This window comes from Kutzneria sp. CA-103260, from assembly GCF_018263855.1.
GTDB lineage: Bacteria > Actinomycetota > Actinomycetes > Mycobacteriales > Pseudonocardiaceae > Kutzneria.
In genome coordinates this window covers 11,018,668-11,034,785 of record NZ_CP073318.1, presented here as the reverse complement: position 1 = coordinate 11,034,785, position 16,118 = coordinate 11,018,668, and the positions used below count along the sequence as shown (strand labels likewise).

Below are 16,118 nucleotides of genomic sequence, written 5' to 3'. Positions count from 1 at the left end.
AGGGCCCCTTCATGTCACACGCGCCTCAGCTCGTGGTCGGCTGCTGCGCGGGAGTCGTGACGGCGGGCTGCGCCACCGGGGCGGCCGGGAGCGGCTCGGCGAACTGCGCCGTCGACGCCGGCTGCGCGGGCGCGGGGGTCTCGGCCGGCTTCGGCTCGCCGTCGATGCCCGCCTTCATCTCGGCCTTGAAGATGCGCAGCGACTGTCCGATGCCGCGAGCCGCGTCAGGCAGCTTCCGCGCGCCGAACAGCAGCACGAACACCAGCGCCACGATCGCAATATGCCAGGGGCCGAACTCGCCCAAGCCCATAGCCTTTCCTCCTCACCGCATGAACCTCGTCCCCCTACAGTAACCGCCACGGAACCCCGGTGGAACTCAGGCGGGCGAGCCGTTCACGGCGAACGCCTCGAGAGCGCCCGCCAGGTCGGCGCGGACCCGGGCCTTGAGCACCGTGCCCTCCGGGGTGTGGTCCTCGGCGAGCACCTCGCCCTGCGCGTGCACCCGGGCCACCAGCTCGCCCCGCGTGTACGGCACGAGCACCTCCACCACCATGTTCGGGGCCGGGATCCGGCCGGCGATCTCGTCCCGCAGCGCGTCCACCCCGTCGCCGGTGTGGGCCGAGGCGAAGACCGCCCCCGGCAGCAGGTTGCGCAGCCGGGCCAGGGCCACCTCGTCGGCGGCGTCGGTCTTGTTCACCACGACCAGCTCGGCCGGCATCGACCGGTTGAGCTTGCCGCCGATCTCGCCGAGCACCTCGCGCACGGCGTTGACCTGCCACTCCGGCCGCGGGTCGGAGCCGTCGACCACGTGCAGCAGCAGGTCGGCGTCGGCGGCCTCCTCCAGGGTGGAGCGGAACGCCTCGACGATCTGGTGCGGCAGGTGCCGGACGAAGCCGACGGTGTCGGTCAGCGTGTAGGACAGGCCGTCCGGGGTCTGCGAGCGCCGGGTGGTCGGGTCCAGGGTGGCGAACAGGGCGTCCTCCACCAGCACGCCGGCCTGGGTGATGGCGTTGAGCAGGCTGGACTTGCCGGCGTTGGTGTAGCCGACGATCGCCACGTTGGGCACGTCGTTGGCCACCCGCCGGCCACGCTTGGTCTCCCGCACCACGCTCATCGCGGCGATCTCCTTGCGGAGCTTGGAGATCCGCTTGTGGATGCGGCGGCGGTCGGTCTCCAGCTTGGTCTCACCGGGACCGCGCAGACCCACACCGCCGGTCGCGCCACCGGCGCGGCCGCCGGCCTGCCGGGACATGGCCGAGCCCCAGCCGCGCAGCCGCGGCAGCAGGTACTGCAGCTGGGCCAGCTCGACCTGGGCCTTGCCCTCCTTGGACTGGGCGTGCTGGGCGAAGATGTCCAGGATCAGGGCGGTCCGGTCGACCACCTTGACCTTGAGCTTCTCCTCCAGGTTGCGCAGCTGGCCCGAGGACAGCTCACCGTCGCAGATGACCGTGTCGGCGCCGGTGGCGACGACCACGTCCCGCACCTCGCGCACCTTGCCCGAGCCGACGTAGGTGGCCGGGTCCGGGCGGTCGCGCCGCTGGATCAGGCCCTCCAGCACCTGGGAGCCCGCTGTCTCGGCGAGCCGGGCCAGTTCGGCCAGCGAGGCCTCGGAGTCTGCGGCGCTGCCCTCGGTCCACACCCCGACGAGCACCACCCGCTCCAGCCGGAGCCGTCGGTACTCGACCTCGGTGATGTCCTCGAGTTCGGTGGACAGCCCCACGATGCGGCGCAGCGCCGCGCGGTCGGCAAGTTCAAGGTCGCCTGTCGACAGCAGCTCGTCGTCGGCCGCGTCGTCAGGATCGAATGCGTAGGTATCCGTCATCTTGACATCTATTGTCCCACGTGCTGTCCACTCCGTTACCGATCAGGCGCTGCGGTAGCTGGCCAGGAAGATCGCGGTGCGCTCGGCGGCCGGGTCGTACGGCAGGTCCACGTAGTCGACGAGCACCGCGTGCAGCCGGGACAGCAGCTCCCTGGTCTGCTCGGCCGGCAGCTGGACCACGACGCGGGTCAGGTCGGCGGCGCCCACCCCGAGGTCGGCGATCTCCCCCAGGAACGCGCCCAGCGCCGCTTCGCTGACCGCCGCCCGCTCCTCGGTCTCCTCGAAGTTCAGGCCGAAGGACAGCTGCGTGCCCAGGTACGGCTTCTCCCGCGAACCGCGGGTGCCGCGCCGGGGCGGCTGCTCGACCAGGAAGCCCGTGTCCACGAGTTTGCGCACGTGGTGCAGCGTCGTGGCCGGATCCTTGCCCAGCGCCGCGGCGAGTTCCTTGTTGGTCATCGCGCGGCCCTGGGTGAGCCGGATGATGCGCAGGCGCACGTCCGAGGCCAGCGCGGCGGCCTCGGCCCTGGTCGCGGGGCGTTTCTTGACGGCGAGCGGCACCCGTCCAGAATAACTGATTGACAGTTTCCAATCAGTGCGGCCAGGCTGTGCGCATGTCCCTGCTGCGGCACCGCGACTTCGTTCGGTTGTGGACGGGCGACACCCTGAGCCAGTTCGGCGCGGCCATCGGCCAGTTCGCCATTCCCGCGCTGGCCGTCACCCAGCTCGCCGCCACCCCGTTCGAGGTCGGCGCCCTGTCCGCCGCCGAGACCGCCCCGTTCCTGCTGGTCGGGCTGCCCGCCGGCGTCCTGGTCGACCGGCTGCGCCGGCGGCCCCTGATGCTGCGGGCCGACCTCTGCCGGTTCGTGCTGCTGCTGACCATTCCCGTCGCGTGGTGGCTGCACGTGCTGACCATCGGCCAGCTGATCGTCGTCGCCCTGCTGGTCGGGCTGCTCACCGTGTTCTTCGACGTGGCCTACCAGTCCTACCTGCCGTCGCTGGTCGGGCGGGAGCACATCGTCGAGGGCAACGCCAAGCTCCAGGTCAGCCAGTCCGCCGCCCAGGTCTCCGGGCCCGCCCTGTCCGGCCTGCTCGTGCAGGTCGTCGGCGCCGCCACCGCCGTGCTCGCCACCGCCTTCGGCTTCCTCGCCTCCGCCCTGTTTCTGCTGCGGATCCGCACCGTCGAGCCCGCGCCGATGCGGGGTGAACGCCGGGGCATGCGCGCCGAGATCGCCGAGGGGCTGCGGTTCGTGCTGCACCAGCCGACGCTGCGGGCCATCACCTTCTGCACCGGGACGTCCAACCTCTTCTTCAGCATCTCCGCCGCCGCCATGCTGCTGTTTCTCATCCGCCAGCTCGGACTCTCCACCGGCGTCGCCGGCCTGCTGATGAGCGCCTCCGGCATCGGCGCCGTGCTCGGCGGCCTCACCGCCACCCGGTTGGCCCGGGTCTTCGGGCAGGCCCGCATCGTCTGGCTGTCCCAGCTCGTCGCCGGGCCGTTCGCCGTCCTGATGCCGCTCGCCCAGCCCGGCTGGTCCCTCTCCCTGTTCGCCGTCTCCGGCCTCGCCTGGGGCTTCGGCGCCATCGTCTACAACGTCGCCCAGGTCAGCTACCGGCAGGCCATCTGCCCCGATCACCTGCTCGGCCGGATGAACGCCTCCGTGCGCTTCCTGGTCTGGGGCACCCTGCCCATCGGCGGCCTGCTCGGCGGCGCACTCGCCACCTGGCTCACCCCTCGCGGCGCCCTCTGGGTCGGCGCCGTCGGCGGCATCCTGGCCGTCGGCTGGCTGCTCGCCTCCCCGTTGCGCACCATGCGCGACCTCCCGACCACGCAGGCCGTCTGACCTGTGTGGGCGCCCGTGCGGGCGGCGCTGGACTAGCACCTGGCGCCGCCCGCACGAGGCCCGTTCAGTCCTGGAACGCCAGCGTGGCCCGCAGCAGGGATTCCACCCGGTCGAGGGAGGCGTCGGGATCGATGAGGCGGCGGATGGCGAAGCCGATGAGCAGGTCGATGACGGCGTCGGCGATGGCGTCCAGGGGCAGGACGGCGACCAGGTCAGCGGGCAGGCGCTCGCGGATGATCTCGGCGACCAGGCCCGCGCCGTAGCGCTGGCGCTCGACGAAGGCCTCGACGATGCGGGGATCCGAGCGGGTGTCGAGGGCGAACTCCAGCTCGAAGCGGGGCCAGCCGGAGGCGAACGCCTGCTCGGCCCAGTCCCGCAGGCCCCGGGCCAGCTCCTGCGGCGTTCGCGCGTGGTCGAGGGTGGCGCGCAGCGACTCGGTGTGCTCGGCCTGGATTCCTTGCACCACAAGCAATGCCAGCTCGGGCTTGCCGCTGAAGTTGGAGTACACGACCCCGGTGGAGAAGCCTGCGGCGTCGGCGACGGCGGCCAGCGACGTGGCCCGGTAGCCGTCCCGCAGGAACAGCTCTCGCGCGGCCTTGAGCACCTGTTCGCGGTTGCGGGTCTGGGTCTCGGCCCGGGTCAGTCGCGGCACGGCGGCGATCCTACCTGTTGACGCCATCGAGATAGCATGCTTATTTAGATATCGACGTTATCTCGATTGCCGGGAGGGTTGATGGAGCGGGGTCTGGTGCTCGGCTGCGGCGGCACGGTCGGCGGCGCGTGGCAGGTGGGCGCGCTGGCGGCGATCGCCCGGGCTTGGGACTGGGATCCGCGAACGGCGTCGGTGATCGTGGGTACCTCGTGCGGCGCGAGCCTGGCGGCGATGCTCGGCGCGGGCGTCGGCGTGGACGAACTGCTGGCCGCCCACCACGACGACCCGGCCGCCCGCCCGTCGGCACGCCGGTTCTGCGCTCAGCCTCCGGCGCCGCGACCAGCGCTTCCGTTTGGCCGACCGTCGTGGCGACTGGCGACGCGTCGTCGGGGAAGCCTGATGACGCTGGCGGGTTTGGCGCCAGCCGGCCGTACCGACCCGGCCTTCCTCGACGACCTCGTGGACGACCTGATCCCGAATCCGGCAGTGCGACTGATCGCCGTGGACGCCGACACTGGCGAGCGAGTGGCATTCAAGGCGCCCGAAGTGCCCCTGCGGGACGCGGTGCGCGCGTCCTGGGCCGTCCCCGGCTGGTATCCGCCGGTCACGATCGACGGCCGGCGCTACCTGGACGGCGGCGTCACCTCGACCGCTTCCGCCGACCTGGCGGCCGGCCTCGGCCTGGACGAAGTGGTGGTGATCGCACCAATGGCGTCCACCGACGGGGCCCGGGTCGGCGGGCTCGGCGGCCGGCTGGAGTCGTTGCTGCGCAAGCCGATGAGCCGTGGCCTGGTCCGTGAGACCGCGCTGCTGGCCTCGACCGGCGTGCGGGTCACGCTGCTGTGTCCATCGGCAGCCGAACTGGCCGTGATGGGCCCGAACTTCATGGATCCGCGACGACGGCTGCTCGCCCTGCGCGCGGCACTGGCCCGACAAGGAGCACTGCGATGACAACAGGTGAGTACGAGGTCGTGGTGATCGGGGCCGGGGCGTCCGGGATCGGCGCGGCGGTGCGGCTGCTCGATCAGGGCGTGCGCGACTTCGTGGTGCTGGAGAAGGGAAACGCTGTCGGCGGCACGTGGCGGGACAACACCTATCCGGGCTGCGGCTGTGACGTGCCGTCCCGGCTGTACTCCTACACGTTCGCGCCCAACCCGGAGTGGAGCCGGGTTTTCGCCAAGCAGCCGGAGATCCTGGCCTACCTGGGCGACACGGCAACCCGGTTCGGCGTCACCTCGCATTTGCGACTTGGCGTCGAGGTGCATGAGGCCCGTTGGGACGCGGCGGCGCTGCGCTGGCGACTGTCCACAAGCGACGGCGAGATCACGGCCCGGGCGATCATCGCCGCCGCCGGGCCGTGGCACACGCCCAACCTGCCGGACATCCCTGGCCTGCAAGACTTTGACGGGCCGGTGTTCCACTCCTCGCGCTGGGACCACGACGTCGACCTGACCGGCAAACGCGTCGCGGTGGTCGGCAGCGGGGCGTCGGCAGTGCAGTTCGTGCCGGCCATCGCGCCGGCCGTGCGGCAGCTGCATCTGTTCCAGCGCACCCCGCAGTGGGTGCTACCCAAGCCCGATCACCACATTCCCCAGGTCGAACGGCGCTTGCTGCGCTGGCATCGTGCGCGGGCCGCGTTGCGCGGCCTGGAATACCGGACGCTGGAAGGCCTCGGCTTCGCCTTCCGCCACCTGCGGACGCAGCCCGTGCTGCGGGCGATCGCCAAAGCGCACATCAGGCGGGCCATCAGCGATCCCTCGTTGCGGCGCAAGGTAACCCCGGACTACCCGGTCGGTTGCACCCGTCCGCTGGTCTCCAACGACTACTACCCCGCGCTGACCCGCCCCAACGTCCAGGTGCACGCCACCGGTGTCGCGGAGATCCGCGGCAACACCGTGATCGCCGCCGACGGGACCACCGCCGAGGTCGACGCGATCATCCTCGGCACCGGGTTCCGCATCCTCGACCTGCCCATCGCCGAGCGGGTCTTCGACGCCGACGGGGCCAGCCTGGCCGACCACTGGCAGGGCAGCCCGCAGGCGTATCTCGGCACCACCGTCGCCGGCTTCCCCAACCTGTTCCTGGTGCTCGGCCCGAGCGTGGGCGTCATCAACTCGGCGTTCGTGCTCATCGAGGCCCAGCTGACGTACATCATGAACGCGCTGCGGCACCTGCGGACCACCCTTGAGGTGCGCCGGCCGGTGCAGGACGCCTTCAACGCCCGGGTGCAGGCCGCGCTGCCCGGCACCGCCTACCACGCCGGCGGCTGCCGCAGCTATTACATCGATGCCAACGGCCGCAACAGTTTCTCCTGGCCGTGGTCCACCGATCGCGTGATCGAGCTGCTCGGGCGGTTCGATCCCGCCGACTACCGCGTCGGCGAGCACCTCCGGGAAGGGGCCAAGGCATGAGGTATCCGAAGATCGACCTCGACGGCGCCGTCGTCCTGATCACCGGCGGCGCCCGGGGCATCGGCCGCGCCACCGCCGAGTTGTTCGCCCGGCGCGGCGCCACCGTGTGCGTGGCCGATCTCGACGGCGCCACCGATGCCGCCCGAGAGCTCGGCGGCCATCCGTACACAGTGGACGTTTCCGCGCGCAGTTCCTACGCCGACTGCGTTTCCGCCGTGTTGGACGGCTTCGGCCGGATCGACGTGCTCGTCAACAACGCCGGCGTCATGCCCCTGGGTGGCTTCCTCGACGAGCCCGAGGCCACCTCCCGCACCACCTTTGACGTCAACCTCTGGGGCCTGGTCAACGGCATGCGCCTTGTGCTGCCCCACATGATCGCCCGCCGCCGCGGTCACGTCGTCAACATCGCCTCCATGGCCGGCAAGATCCCCATCCCCGGCATGGCCGTCTACAACGCCAGCAAGTTCGCCGCCGTCGGCCTCACCGCCGCCGTTCGGGCCGAGTACGCGCACACCGGCGTCAGCCTCAGCGCCGTCCTCCCCTCCGCCGTCCGCACCCGCCTCGCCTCCGGCGTTCCCCTCGGCCGCGGCCTCCCCACCGTCGACCCTTCCACCGTCGCCCACGCCGTCCTCGGCAGCGTCAAGACCCGCCGCGCAGAGATCCCCGTGCCCGGCTACCTCGCCGCGTGGGACCTCATCCACGCCGTCGCGCCGGAACCCTTGCTGCGCCTCGGCCGCCGCCTCATCGGCGACCGCCGCGCCCTGACCTCCGTCGACCCGTCGGCCCGTGCCGCGTACGAGCGGACCATCATCGACCAGGCGTCAGATCGGCAGCCTTCCGGCTCGGCGTAGCGTCGACACGGCCTGCCCTGTGGCGTAGCCGCGCCATTCCAGGCCGGCGGCCGGGGAGAAGCTGGCGAAGTCGACGGTCCAGCCGCCGTCGTCCTGCTGTCGTTCGGCGAGGCGGTCCAGTTCGGCTTCGATCACGCCGGGGCGCAGCAGCGTGCTCGCCGGGCTTCCCGGCACCGGGGCAAAGTCGAGCGCACGCAGGGTCTCCCCCTCGATGCCGCCCTCGACCGGGGCGAAGCCGCTGTCCGGCACGAACTTTCCGAGCCGGGTCAGCAGGTCCGCGGCCTCCGGATGACTGCCGTGAATGGTGTCCAGAAACCGCACGGCGAAGGCCAGGGCAATGGCGTGCGGCTGCGTCCGCAGTCCGGCGATGGCGTCCAGGCAGTACCTCGTCGCCCGCGCCAGCCAGGGATGTCCGGCAACCGCGGGATCATGCGCCGCAACCCGGTGCGCCGCCCCGGCGGCGAATGCCGTGCTCTGCAACGTCGACACAGTCGGGTCAGCCTGTGCCCAGAACGGCGCGCAGGCCGTCGCGTCCGCGACCGGCAACGCGAACGGCAGGCCGCCGTCCGGCAACGTCACCGAGTCCAGCCAGTCACACAACTCCGCCGCCCGCGGCGTCGACACCGGCGCCACTTCCGCGAACACCTCAAACGCGTGCAGCGCCCCACCCGGCTGGCTTTCCGCCGCCCGCAGATCCGGCTCCAGCCCCCACCCATAACCCCCGTCCGCATTGCGATAACCGTCCACCGCGGCCAACACCGCACCGCTGTCCGCCCGGCCCACCATCAATTCGAACCGCCGCCGGTCAAGCACCCGCCCATGCCCCGCCAAAAACGCTGCCGCACGCGAGAGGTCAATGGTCATGACCCCAGCATGCCGGGTCCATGACCCCCTGTCTTGAACAGAACGGACACACGTTGGCACACATGGCCCCAACATCACGGTCTGGCCACGCAGCCACATGCAGAGGTAACTGTCGCCAACTGCCTGACGATGCGCTTTGCGTCAAGTACCCCCGCAGGCTGGATTGCCACTAGCTGCGGAACCACCAGGGAGGTAGCCATTTCTACGCCAAGTCCCGAACAGGCCGCCTTTGAACCAGCAGCCCCGACGACAGTAGAATCCGGGCCTTCCTGGACTTCCTCCCTAGTCACAGCGTCGCTCAAGCGCGTTTCCTCGGCCGGCACCGTGGAGTTGGCCAACGCGCAGGCCATCACCGAGACGCTCGTCGTCCTGCACTCCATTCGACGCATTCTCATATGGACTGCGGTGATCGTCCCTCTCATTCTCGCGGCAGCGGGAGTCACGGTCGCGATCACGACGGCCAACGCGAGGTCGACGAGCTGCGTGTACTCCGTCTACTCCAGCCGGTGCTGAGGCACGATGCCCTGCGTGACCGGCACCCAGGACACCAAGCTGCTGGATAGCCGCATCGCGCCGCCGGAATCAGTCCTTGCGCAGGAGGAGGAACACGCTCGGGCCGAAGAAGGTTCGGGCCAGAACACGCTGGGAGGCGACCTCCGCGGCGACGTGGACCCGGTGCGACAGCACCTTTTTCAGGGCGCCGCTGCGCAGGTTGGACACCGAGAGAATGCTTTCGGTCCGCAGGCCGGCGCGGGCCAGCTGCTCGATGACGGTGTGCGGATTGTGGTTGACGAAGGCGATCTCCTCGTCGTGGCGGTTCTCCGGGGACCGGATGTCGACCGGCAGGTGCGGGATCCGCCGTCCCTTCAGCAGGTAGCGCACGCGGTTGCGGGCGTGGGCCAGGTTGGCCACCTCGATCACGGCGGCGGCGCCGGGCCGCAGCACCCGGGTGATCTCGGCGAACTCGGCGGTGGGTTCGGGCAGATGGTGCATCACGCGGATCATCGTGAGCAGGTCCAGCGAACCGTCCTCGAACGCCAGCGCGTCGGCCTGCATCTGGCGGTGCTCAATTCGAGGATGGTCGGCCAGAAAAGTCGCGGCGATGTCCAACTGCCGACTGCTGGGCTCGGCCAGGGTGACGCGGTCGGCGAATTCCTGGAGCAGCACGCACAGCCGGCCATAGCCACCACCGACATCGGCGGCGTGCCCGAAACGCCGGCCGTGCAGCAGTCGCCGGATCGCCGCCTGCTCGGCCGCGTTCTCGTAGTCACGGCCGTCCCAATAACGCAGATAGTCGTGCGCCGGCGCGTCGTAGAAATCGGCTTGCTTGGTCACGTTATTCCCCCTCACCCTGTGTGCCCCCTAAGACGTGCACCCCTTCGACATGGATGTCCGCCTTGACCCAACCGTTATCAATGGCAATTTGGTGAGCGGTGTCCGAAGAGCCGTCAGCCGAGGTGGACGACCGTGATCCGGTCGCCGTCGGTGACCGCGAAATGCCCGGCGGCCTGGTCGACCGCGCCCCGGACCGGCCCCGAGAAGGTCTTCTCCCCCACGATCGAGCTGGGGGCGACTCGCTCAGTTCCTCAAGCGAGACAAGCCGTCAGTGCGAGGACCACCAGGCGTCGCTGAGTTCGCCGCGGGCGACGAGGACGGCGGGGCCGGTGAGGGTGCTCTCGGCGTCGCCGATGGTGACGGTGACGAGGCCGCCGGGGATGGAGACGGTGGCCCGGCCGGTGGCGTGGCCGGCGAGGTGGAGGTGGGCGGCGACGGTGGCGACGGTGCCGGTGCCGCAGGAGCGGGTCTCGCCGACGCCGCGTTCGTGGACGCGCATGGCCAGGGCGTCGTCGGAGAGGCGGTTGACGAACTCGACGTTGACGCCGTGGGGGAAGAAGGACTGGTCCCGGCCGGGGGCGACGGTCAGGTCGAGGGAAGCGACGGGAACCTCGGTGAGGCAGACGAGGTGGGGGTTGCCGACGTCGATGGCGACGCCGGGGAAGGAGACGCCGCCGAGGGTGGCGGTGGAGCGTCCGGTGACGCGGGCGGGGCCCATCTGGACGGTGACGGAGCCGTCGGGGTGCACGACGACGGGACGGTCGCCGGCGCGGGTGCCGACGGTGAACTCGCCGGGGACGGCGAGACCGGCGTCGACGAGGTAGGCGGCGAAGACCCGGACGCCGTTGCCGCACATCTCGGCGATGGAGCCGTCGGCGTTGCGGTAGTCCATGAACCAGCCCTCGCCGGAGCCGGCGAAGACCTTGTTGGGCACGACCCGGAGCACGCCGTCGGCCCCGAGCCCGCGGCGGCGGTCGCACAGCGCCTGGACGCGGCTCTCGGTCAGCTCCAGCGTGCCGTCGGGATCAGGCAGCAGCACGAAGTCGTTCTCGGTGCCATGTCCCTTGACGAACTCGATACCCACCCGTTCAGAGTATCGCGCCGACGGCTTCGGCCAGGTCGGGGCGAGCGCCGTCGAACCAGGTGATGCGCTGATCACGCCGGAACCAGGACCGCTGCCGCCGCACGAAGCGACGGGTGGCGCGGGCGGTCTCGGCGGCGGCGGTCTCGACGTCATGGACGCCGTCGAGGTGGGCGAGCACCTGCTGGTAGCCGAGGGCCCGAGAGGCCGTGAGGCCGTCCCGGAGGCCGAGAGCCTCCAGTGCGCGGACCTCGTCGACCAGCCCGGCCTCGAACATCAGCTGCACGCGGAGGTCGACACGGGCGTCCAGGTCGGCGACGTCACGGTCGACGCCGATCTGCACGGTCCCGTACCGAGCCTCCCCCCGTTTGGGCATGGTGGCGGAGAACGGCCGGCCGGTGAGCTCGATGACTTCCAGGGCTCGCACCACGCGCCGGCCGTTCGACGGCAGGATCGCTGTCGCCGCTATGGGGTCTAGCGTTGCTAGGCGGGCGTGGAGCGGTTCGGGACCTAGCGCCGCCAGCTCCTCCTCCAGCCGGGACCGGATCACCGGATCGGTGCCGGGGAACTCCAGCTCGTCGAGCACGGCCTGCACGTACAGCCCGGAGCCGCCGACGAGCACGGGCACCACGCCAGCGGCGATGAGCCGCTCCATCAGCTCCCGGGTCTGCCGCTGGTAGGCGGCGACCGACGCGGTCTCGGTGACGTCGAGCACGTCCAACTGGTGATGCGGCACGCCCCGCCGCTCCGGCACGGACAGCTTGGCGGTGCCGATGTCCATCCCCCGGTACAGCTGCATGGCGTCGGCGTTGATCACCTCGCCGCCGAACCGCCGGGCCAGCTCCACACCCAGGTCCGACTTGCCGGCGGCGGTCGGCCCGACCACCGCGATGGCGCGCACGCTCACGCCGGCTCCCAGCAGGCCACGTGGTAGCCGACGCCGAACGGGGCCTCCGAGTACAGCAGCTCGGCCCGCCACGACTGCCCGAGGGCGGCCCCGGCCAACGCCTGCCACGCGGCCCGGCCGGACACGTCCAGCTCGGCCCCCAACTCGACGTCCAGACCGAGCAGGGCGTCCACGTCAGCGGTCGCCAGCGCGTCGCGGACGCCGGCGTCGTAGGCCACGGACCGGGAATCGGGGTGCCCGGACGGCCCGGGGTGCCGGCTCGACCCGTCGCCCAGCACGAGCAGGCCGACCGGGCGGTCCTGCCGGGCCAGCCGTTCACCCACTCGTCGACTGTCGTTCACCGAACCCACAGGATCGATCGTCTGCACGACGACCTCGCCCGCGCCGGCCTGCTCCCGCAGCCACCCGGCCACCAACACGGGCAGCGGCAACCCGGGATCGACGTCGTCCGACGCCCCGTCCTCAGCCAGGGAAACGATCTTGTCGACGCCGTAGCCGCGGAACGTGCCGACGGCATCGGCGCTGGTCAAGCCGTGGAAACCGGGATCACCGGCGATCGCCAGCCACTGCCGGCTCAGGGCCGAAAGCCGCTTGCCCGCGGCCAGACAGGCGCGTCTGACCGCCTCCGTCTCGGCCACCGCGCCGGCCACCAGTTCGGGTACCAGCAGGGGCGGATGGGGCACCACGGCGACGCCTACGATCACGATACGGCACGCTACCTGCCGACTCGGAGTACACAGCCGGGCCCTGACCTGTTTGAATGCCCGGCGAAGGTATTCGGACCACGCGTTCGGAGTACCGGCCGTTTGGGCCCCGCCTGTGCGGGGCGCTCGCGCCCCGGCGCGGGCTCATGGTGGCAGGCGAGGAGGAAGCCGGCGATGACGGACCAGGAGACGGCCCCGGTGGACGGGGCAGTGCATGTGACCGCGGGCAAGGCGACTGCGGAGCAGGCGAACCCGGCGACGCAGGCCGAGGCGGGCCAGTCCGATTCGGGAGGGGCCGACACGGTGGGGACCTCGCCGCCTGTGGTGCCCGTCGCCTCGGACGATCCGACCCGGTGGGGCCGGGTGGACGACGCCGGCAAGGTGTACGTCAAGGTCGAGGACGGCGAGCGCGAGGTCGGCTCGTGGCAGGCCGGCGAGCCGGCCGAGGGGCTGGCCCACTTCGCCCGTCGCTTCGACGACATGCGCACCGAGGTTGAGCTGCTGGAGGCCCGGCTGAAGTCCGGCGCCGGCGACCCGAAGCAGGCGCTGACCAGCGCCAAGCACGTCCGCGACGGCCTGGCCGACGCCGCCGTGGTCGGCGACCTGGCGGCGCTGCGGGCGCGGGTGGACTTCGTGATCGCCAGCGCCGGGCAGGCCGTGGACAAGGCGAAGGTGGCCCGCGACGCGGCCCGCGCCGAGATGGCGGCCCGCAAGCAGACGCTGGTCGAGGAGGCCGAGCAGCTGGCCAACGAGTCGACCCAGTGGAAGTCCGCCGGCGACCGGCTGCGGGCCATCCTGGACGAGTGGAAGACGATCCGCGGCGTCGACCGGAAGACCGACGAGCAGCTGTGGCGCCGGTTCTCCAAGGCGCGGGACGCCTTCAACCGCCGCCGGGGCGCGCACTTCGCGGACCTGGACCGGCAGCGGGCGACGGCCAAGACGCGCAAGCAGGAGCTGGTGGCCGAGGCCGAGGAGCTGTCCTCGTCGGACGACTGGGGCGTCACCGCGGGCCGCTACAAGGACCTGATGGTCGAGTGGAAGGCCGCCGGCCGCGCGCCCAAGGAGTCCGACGACGCGCTGTGGCAGGCCTTCCGGGCCGCGCAGGACAAGTTCTTCGCGCGCCGCTCGTCGGCGTTCGACGAGCGAGACGCCGAGTTCGGCCACAACGCCAAGCTCAAGGAGGAGCTGCTGGCCGAGGCCGAGGGCATCGACCCGGCCTCGGGCCTGGAGGCGGCCCGCAACGCGCTCTACAAGCTGCAGGAGCGCTGGGACCACGTCGGCAAGGTGCCGCGCGAGCGGGTGCGTGAGCTGGAGGGCCGGCTGCGGGCGGTCGAGGAGAAGGTCCGCGGCGCGGTGGACGCCCAGTGGCGCCGCACCGACCCGGAGGCCGAGGCCCGGGTGGCGCAGTTCCGTGAGCGCGTCAACCAGTTCGAGGCCCAGGCGGCCAAGGCCCGGTCGGCCGGCGACAAGCGCCGCGCCGAGCAGGCCGAGGCGCAGGCGGCGCAGTGGCGCGAGTGGCTGGCCGCCGCCGAGCAGGCCGTAGCCACCCGCTGAGGCAGCACACACCTGGGCCCCGCCGGAACATCCGGCGGGGCCCAGGTCGTGTTCGGGGTTTGGGTGTCTCCAAGACCCCACTACCCGGGGTTTGCAGGTCTTGGAGACACCCAAACCTCAGTCGCGGGTGAAGGTCAGCTTGATCCACTGGTAGGTCAGCACGACCAGGGTCACCAGGCCGAGGATGATGCCGGGGCCCGGCCCGGGGCCCGGCTCGTGGCTGGAGGTGGCCTGCTGCGACCACACGGCCAGCAGCGCGGTCAGGGTGCTGAAGCCGCAGCCGGCGGCACCGGCGAAGGCCAGCGCCCAGAGACGGGTCACCAGGGCCGCGCCGGAGACCAGCACGCCGAAGACCATGGCGCAGACGGCGAACAGCTCCGGCACCAGGCCGATCACGATTCCCTTGGGCGCGAGGCCGAACAGCACCTGCCAGCCGGTGGCGCCCTCGACCCAGGGCAGCAGCGCGGCCACCAGCAGCAGCATCACGCACACGGCGACGACCAGGGCGCGCACGCCCGGGTCGATCTGCCGGAACCGGCGGCGGGGCGTCGCGGGCGCCTCGACCTGGAGGTCGGACAAGTCGTCAGTCACTGGATCGCACATCCTCCCGCCGGCGCGAGCGGGGCCGGCGTGCCGAACGAGGGCAGCCCCAGACTGACCCCCGTGGTCTTGGGCCGCAAACCGGCCTCGGTGTTGTCCCCCGCCCTGGTCGGCCGGTGGCTGAGGAGCGCGCCGTCGGCGACCAGGTAGTGCGGCGCGGCGTAGGTCACGACGGTGCGCACCACGTCGCCGGCGCGCACCCCCGGCATGGCCGCGAAGTGCACGAGCCGGCCGTCGCGGGCCCGGCCGCTCATCCGCTGCGTCTCGCCGTCCCGCCGGCCCTCCCCGCTGGCCACCAGCACCTCGACCTCACGGCCGACCTGCTCGCGGTTGCCGGCCAGGGAGTTCTCCTCCTGCACGGCGATCAGCCGGTCGAAGCGCTCCTGCACGACCTGCTTGGGCAGCTGCCCGTCCATCACGGCGGCCGGCGTGCCGGGGCGCTTGGAGTACTGGAAGGTGAAGGCGCTGGCGAACCGGGCCTGCCGCACCACGTCCAGGGTGCCCTGGAAGTCCTCCTCGGTCTCGCCGGGGAAGCCGACGATGATGTCGGTGGTGATCGCCGCGTCGGGCATGGCGGCCCGCACCTTGTCCAGGATGCCCAGGTACTTCTCGGTCCGGTAGGACCGGCGCATCTCCTTCAGCAGCCGGTCCGAGCCGGACTGCAGCGGCATGTGCAGCTGGGGGCAGACCGCCGGTGTCTCGGCCATCGCCGCGATCACGTCGTCGGTGAAGTCCTTGGGGTGCGGCGAGGTGAACCGGATCCGCTCCAGGCCGTCGATCTGGCCGGCCGAGCGCAGCAGCTTGCCGAAGGCCAGCCGGTCGCCGAACTCGACGCCGTAGGAGTTGACGTTCTGCCCGAGCAGGGTCACCTCCAGCACGCCCTCGTCGACCAGGGCCTGAACCTCGGCCAGCACGTCGCCGGGGCGGCGGTCCTTCTCCTTGCCGCGCAGCGAGGGCACGATGCAGAAGGTGCAGGTGTTGTTGCAGCCCACGGAGATCGACACCCAGCCCGAGTAGGCGGAGTCGCGGCGGGCCGGCAGCGTGGACGGGAAGGTCTCCAGCGACTCCAGGATCTCGACCTGGGCCTCGTTGTTGTGCCGGGCCCGCTCCAGCAGCGTGGGCAGCGAGCCGATGTTGTGGGTGCCGAACACGACGTCCACCCACGGGGCCCGCTCGACGATGGCGCCGCGGTCCTTCTGGGCCAGGCAGCCGCCCACCGCGACCTGCATGTCCGGGTTGGCGGTCTTGAGCGGCCGCATGTGGCCGAGCGTGCCGTACAGCTTGTTGTCGGCGTTCTCGCGGACCGCGCACGTGTTGAACACGACCAGGTCGGGCGCGTCGCCCTCGGGCACGGGCGCGTAGCCGGCGTCCTCGAGCATGCCGGCCAGCCGCTCGGAGTCGTGCACGTTCATCTGGCAACCGAACGTGCGAATCTCGTAACTCCGTGTCACTGCTTCTACCTCTTCCCGACGACCGCTGGCCCCCAGGGTAGAACC

16 protein-coding genes are annotated in these 16,118 nt (G+C 71.4%); 5 read left to right on the top strand and 11 right to left on the bottom strand.

Annotated elements, in window-relative coordinates:
* Positions 1 to 25 precede the first annotated feature (25 nt).
* The 3 genes from tatA to JJ691_RS49580 form a co-directional block, all read right to left on the bottom strand.
* The gene (tatA, locus tag JJ691_RS49590) at positions 26 to 310 is read right to left on the bottom strand and encodes a Sec-independent protein translocase subunit TatA (RefSeq protein ID WP_211766303.1); all 285 of its coding nucleotides are present in this window, start codon (positions 308 to 310) and stop codon (positions 26 to 28) included.
* Positions 311 to 376: 66 nt separating this feature from the next.
* A complete protein-coding gene (gene hflX / locus JJ691_RS49585; RefSeq protein WP_211766302.1) occupies positions 377 to 1,822 on the bottom strand; it encodes a GTPase HflX in 1,446 nt (481 codons plus the stop codon).
* A 42-nt stretch (positions 1,823 to 1,864) separates the two neighbouring features.
* Positions 1,865 to 2,380: an ArsR/SmtB family transcription factor gene (locus JJ691_RS49580; RefSeq protein WP_249227537.1), complete on the bottom strand. Its 516-nt coding sequence runs from the start codon at positions 2,378 to 2,380 to the stop codon at positions 1,865 to 1,867.
* Positions 2,381 to 2,433: 53 nt separating this feature from the next.
* Here JJ691_RS49580 and JJ691_RS49575 point away from each other — a divergent pair, with 53 nt between their 5' ends.
* Positions 2,434 to 3,663 (top strand): MFS transporter, encoded by a 1,230-nt coding sequence (locus JJ691_RS49575; RefSeq protein WP_211766301.1) that lies wholly within the window; start codon positions 2,434 to 2,436, stop codon positions 3,661 to 3,663.
* A 64-nt stretch (positions 3,664 to 3,727) separates the two neighbouring features.
* Here the strand turns inward: JJ691_RS49575 and JJ691_RS49570 are convergent, their stop codons facing one another.
* Positions 3,728 to 4,315 (bottom strand): TetR/AcrR family transcriptional regulator, encoded by a 588-nt coding sequence (locus JJ691_RS49570; RefSeq protein WP_211766300.1) that lies wholly within the window; start codon positions 4,313 to 4,315, stop codon positions 3,728 to 3,730.
* A gap of 81 nt (positions 4,316 to 4,396) precedes the next feature.
* On the opposite strand from JJ691_RS49570, the gene JJ691_RS49565 reads away from it, so the two are divergent.
* The 3 genes from JJ691_RS49565 to JJ691_RS49555 are packed head-to-tail and all read left to right on the top strand — an operon-like array spanning position 4,397 to position 7,577.
* Positions 4,397 to 5,266 (top strand): patatin-like phospholipase family protein, encoded by an 870-nt coding sequence (locus tag JJ691_RS49565; protein ID WP_211766299.1) that lies wholly within the window; start codon positions 4,397 to 4,399, stop codon positions 5,264 to 5,266.
* The gene (locus JJ691_RS49560; RefSeq protein WP_211766298.1) at positions 5,263 to 6,726 is read left to right on the top strand and encodes a flavin-containing monooxygenase; all 1,464 of its coding nucleotides are present in this window, start codon (positions 5,263 to 5,265) and stop codon (positions 6,724 to 6,726) included. Before JJ691_RS49565 ends, JJ691_RS49560 begins: the two co-directional genes overlap by 4 nt.
* Positions 6,723 to 7,577 (top strand): SDR family oxidoreductase, encoded by an 855-nt coding sequence (locus JJ691_RS49555; RefSeq protein ID WP_211766297.1) that lies wholly within the window; start codon positions 6,723 to 6,725, stop codon positions 7,575 to 7,577. Before JJ691_RS49560 ends, JJ691_RS49555 begins: the two co-directional genes overlap by 4 nt.
* Here JJ691_RS49555 and JJ691_RS49550 read toward each other — a convergent pair.
* The 5 genes from JJ691_RS49550 to JJ691_RS49530 all read right to left on the bottom strand — a co-directional run bounded on the left by JJ691_RS49550 (position 7,548) and on the right by JJ691_RS49530 (position 12,468).
* On the bottom strand, positions 7,548 to 8,441 hold the full coding sequence (locus JJ691_RS49550; RefSeq protein WP_211766296.1) for a hypothetical protein: 894 nt from the start codon (positions 8,439 to 8,441) through the stop codon (positions 7,548 to 7,550). The genes JJ691_RS49555 and JJ691_RS49550 overlap by 30 nt on opposite strands.
* Before the next feature lie 582 nt (positions 8,442 to 9,023).
* Positions 9,024 to 9,776, bottom strand: a complete 753-nt coding sequence (locus tag JJ691_RS49545; protein ID WP_211766295.1) for a class I SAM-dependent methyltransferase — start codon at positions 9,774 to 9,776, stop codon at positions 9,024 to 9,026.
* 268 nt (positions 9,777 to 10,044) lie between these two features.
* Positions 10,045 to 10,860: a diaminopimelate epimerase gene (gene dapF / locus JJ691_RS49540; RefSeq protein WP_211766294.1), complete on the bottom strand. Its 816-nt coding sequence runs from the start codon at positions 10,858 to 10,860 to the stop codon at positions 10,045 to 10,047.
* A gap of 4 nt (positions 10,861 to 10,864) precedes the next feature.
* Positions 10,865 to 11,758 (bottom strand): tRNA (adenosine(37)-N6)-dimethylallyltransferase MiaA, encoded by an 894-nt coding sequence (miaA, locus tag JJ691_RS49535; protein WP_211772231.1) that lies wholly within the window; start codon positions 11,756 to 11,758, stop codon positions 10,865 to 10,867.
* 2 nt (positions 11,759 to 11,760) lie between these two features.
* Positions 11,761 to 12,468, bottom strand: a complete 708-nt coding sequence (locus tag JJ691_RS49530; RefSeq protein ID WP_211766293.1) for a hypothetical protein — start codon at positions 12,466 to 12,468, stop codon at positions 11,761 to 11,763.
* Positions 12,469 to 12,642: 174 nt separating this feature from the next.
* Between JJ691_RS49530 and JJ691_RS49525 the strand changes: the two genes are divergently transcribed.
* Complete coding sequence (locus JJ691_RS49525) at positions 12,643 to 14,022, top strand: DUF349 domain-containing protein (RefSeq protein ID WP_211766292.1); 1,380 nt, start codon at positions 12,643 to 12,645, stop codon at positions 14,020 to 14,022.
* A gap of 117 nt (positions 14,023 to 14,139) precedes the next feature.
* Here JJ691_RS49525 and JJ691_RS49520 read toward each other — a convergent pair whose 3' ends face one another.
* Entirely contained in the window at positions 14,140 to 14,613 is a 474-nt protein-coding gene (locus JJ691_RS49520) for an Rv2732c family membrane protein (RefSeq protein WP_211766291.1), read from the bottom strand.
* Positions 14,610 to 16,109: a tRNA (N6-isopentenyl adenosine(37)-C2)-methylthiotransferase MiaB gene (miaB, locus tag JJ691_RS49515; RefSeq protein ID WP_442912812.1), complete on the bottom strand. Its 1,500-nt coding sequence runs from the start codon at positions 16,107 to 16,109 to the stop codon at positions 14,610 to 14,612. Before miaB ends, JJ691_RS49520 begins: the two co-directional genes overlap by 4 nt.
* Between the last annotated feature and the right edge of the window lie 9 nt (positions 16,110 to 16,118).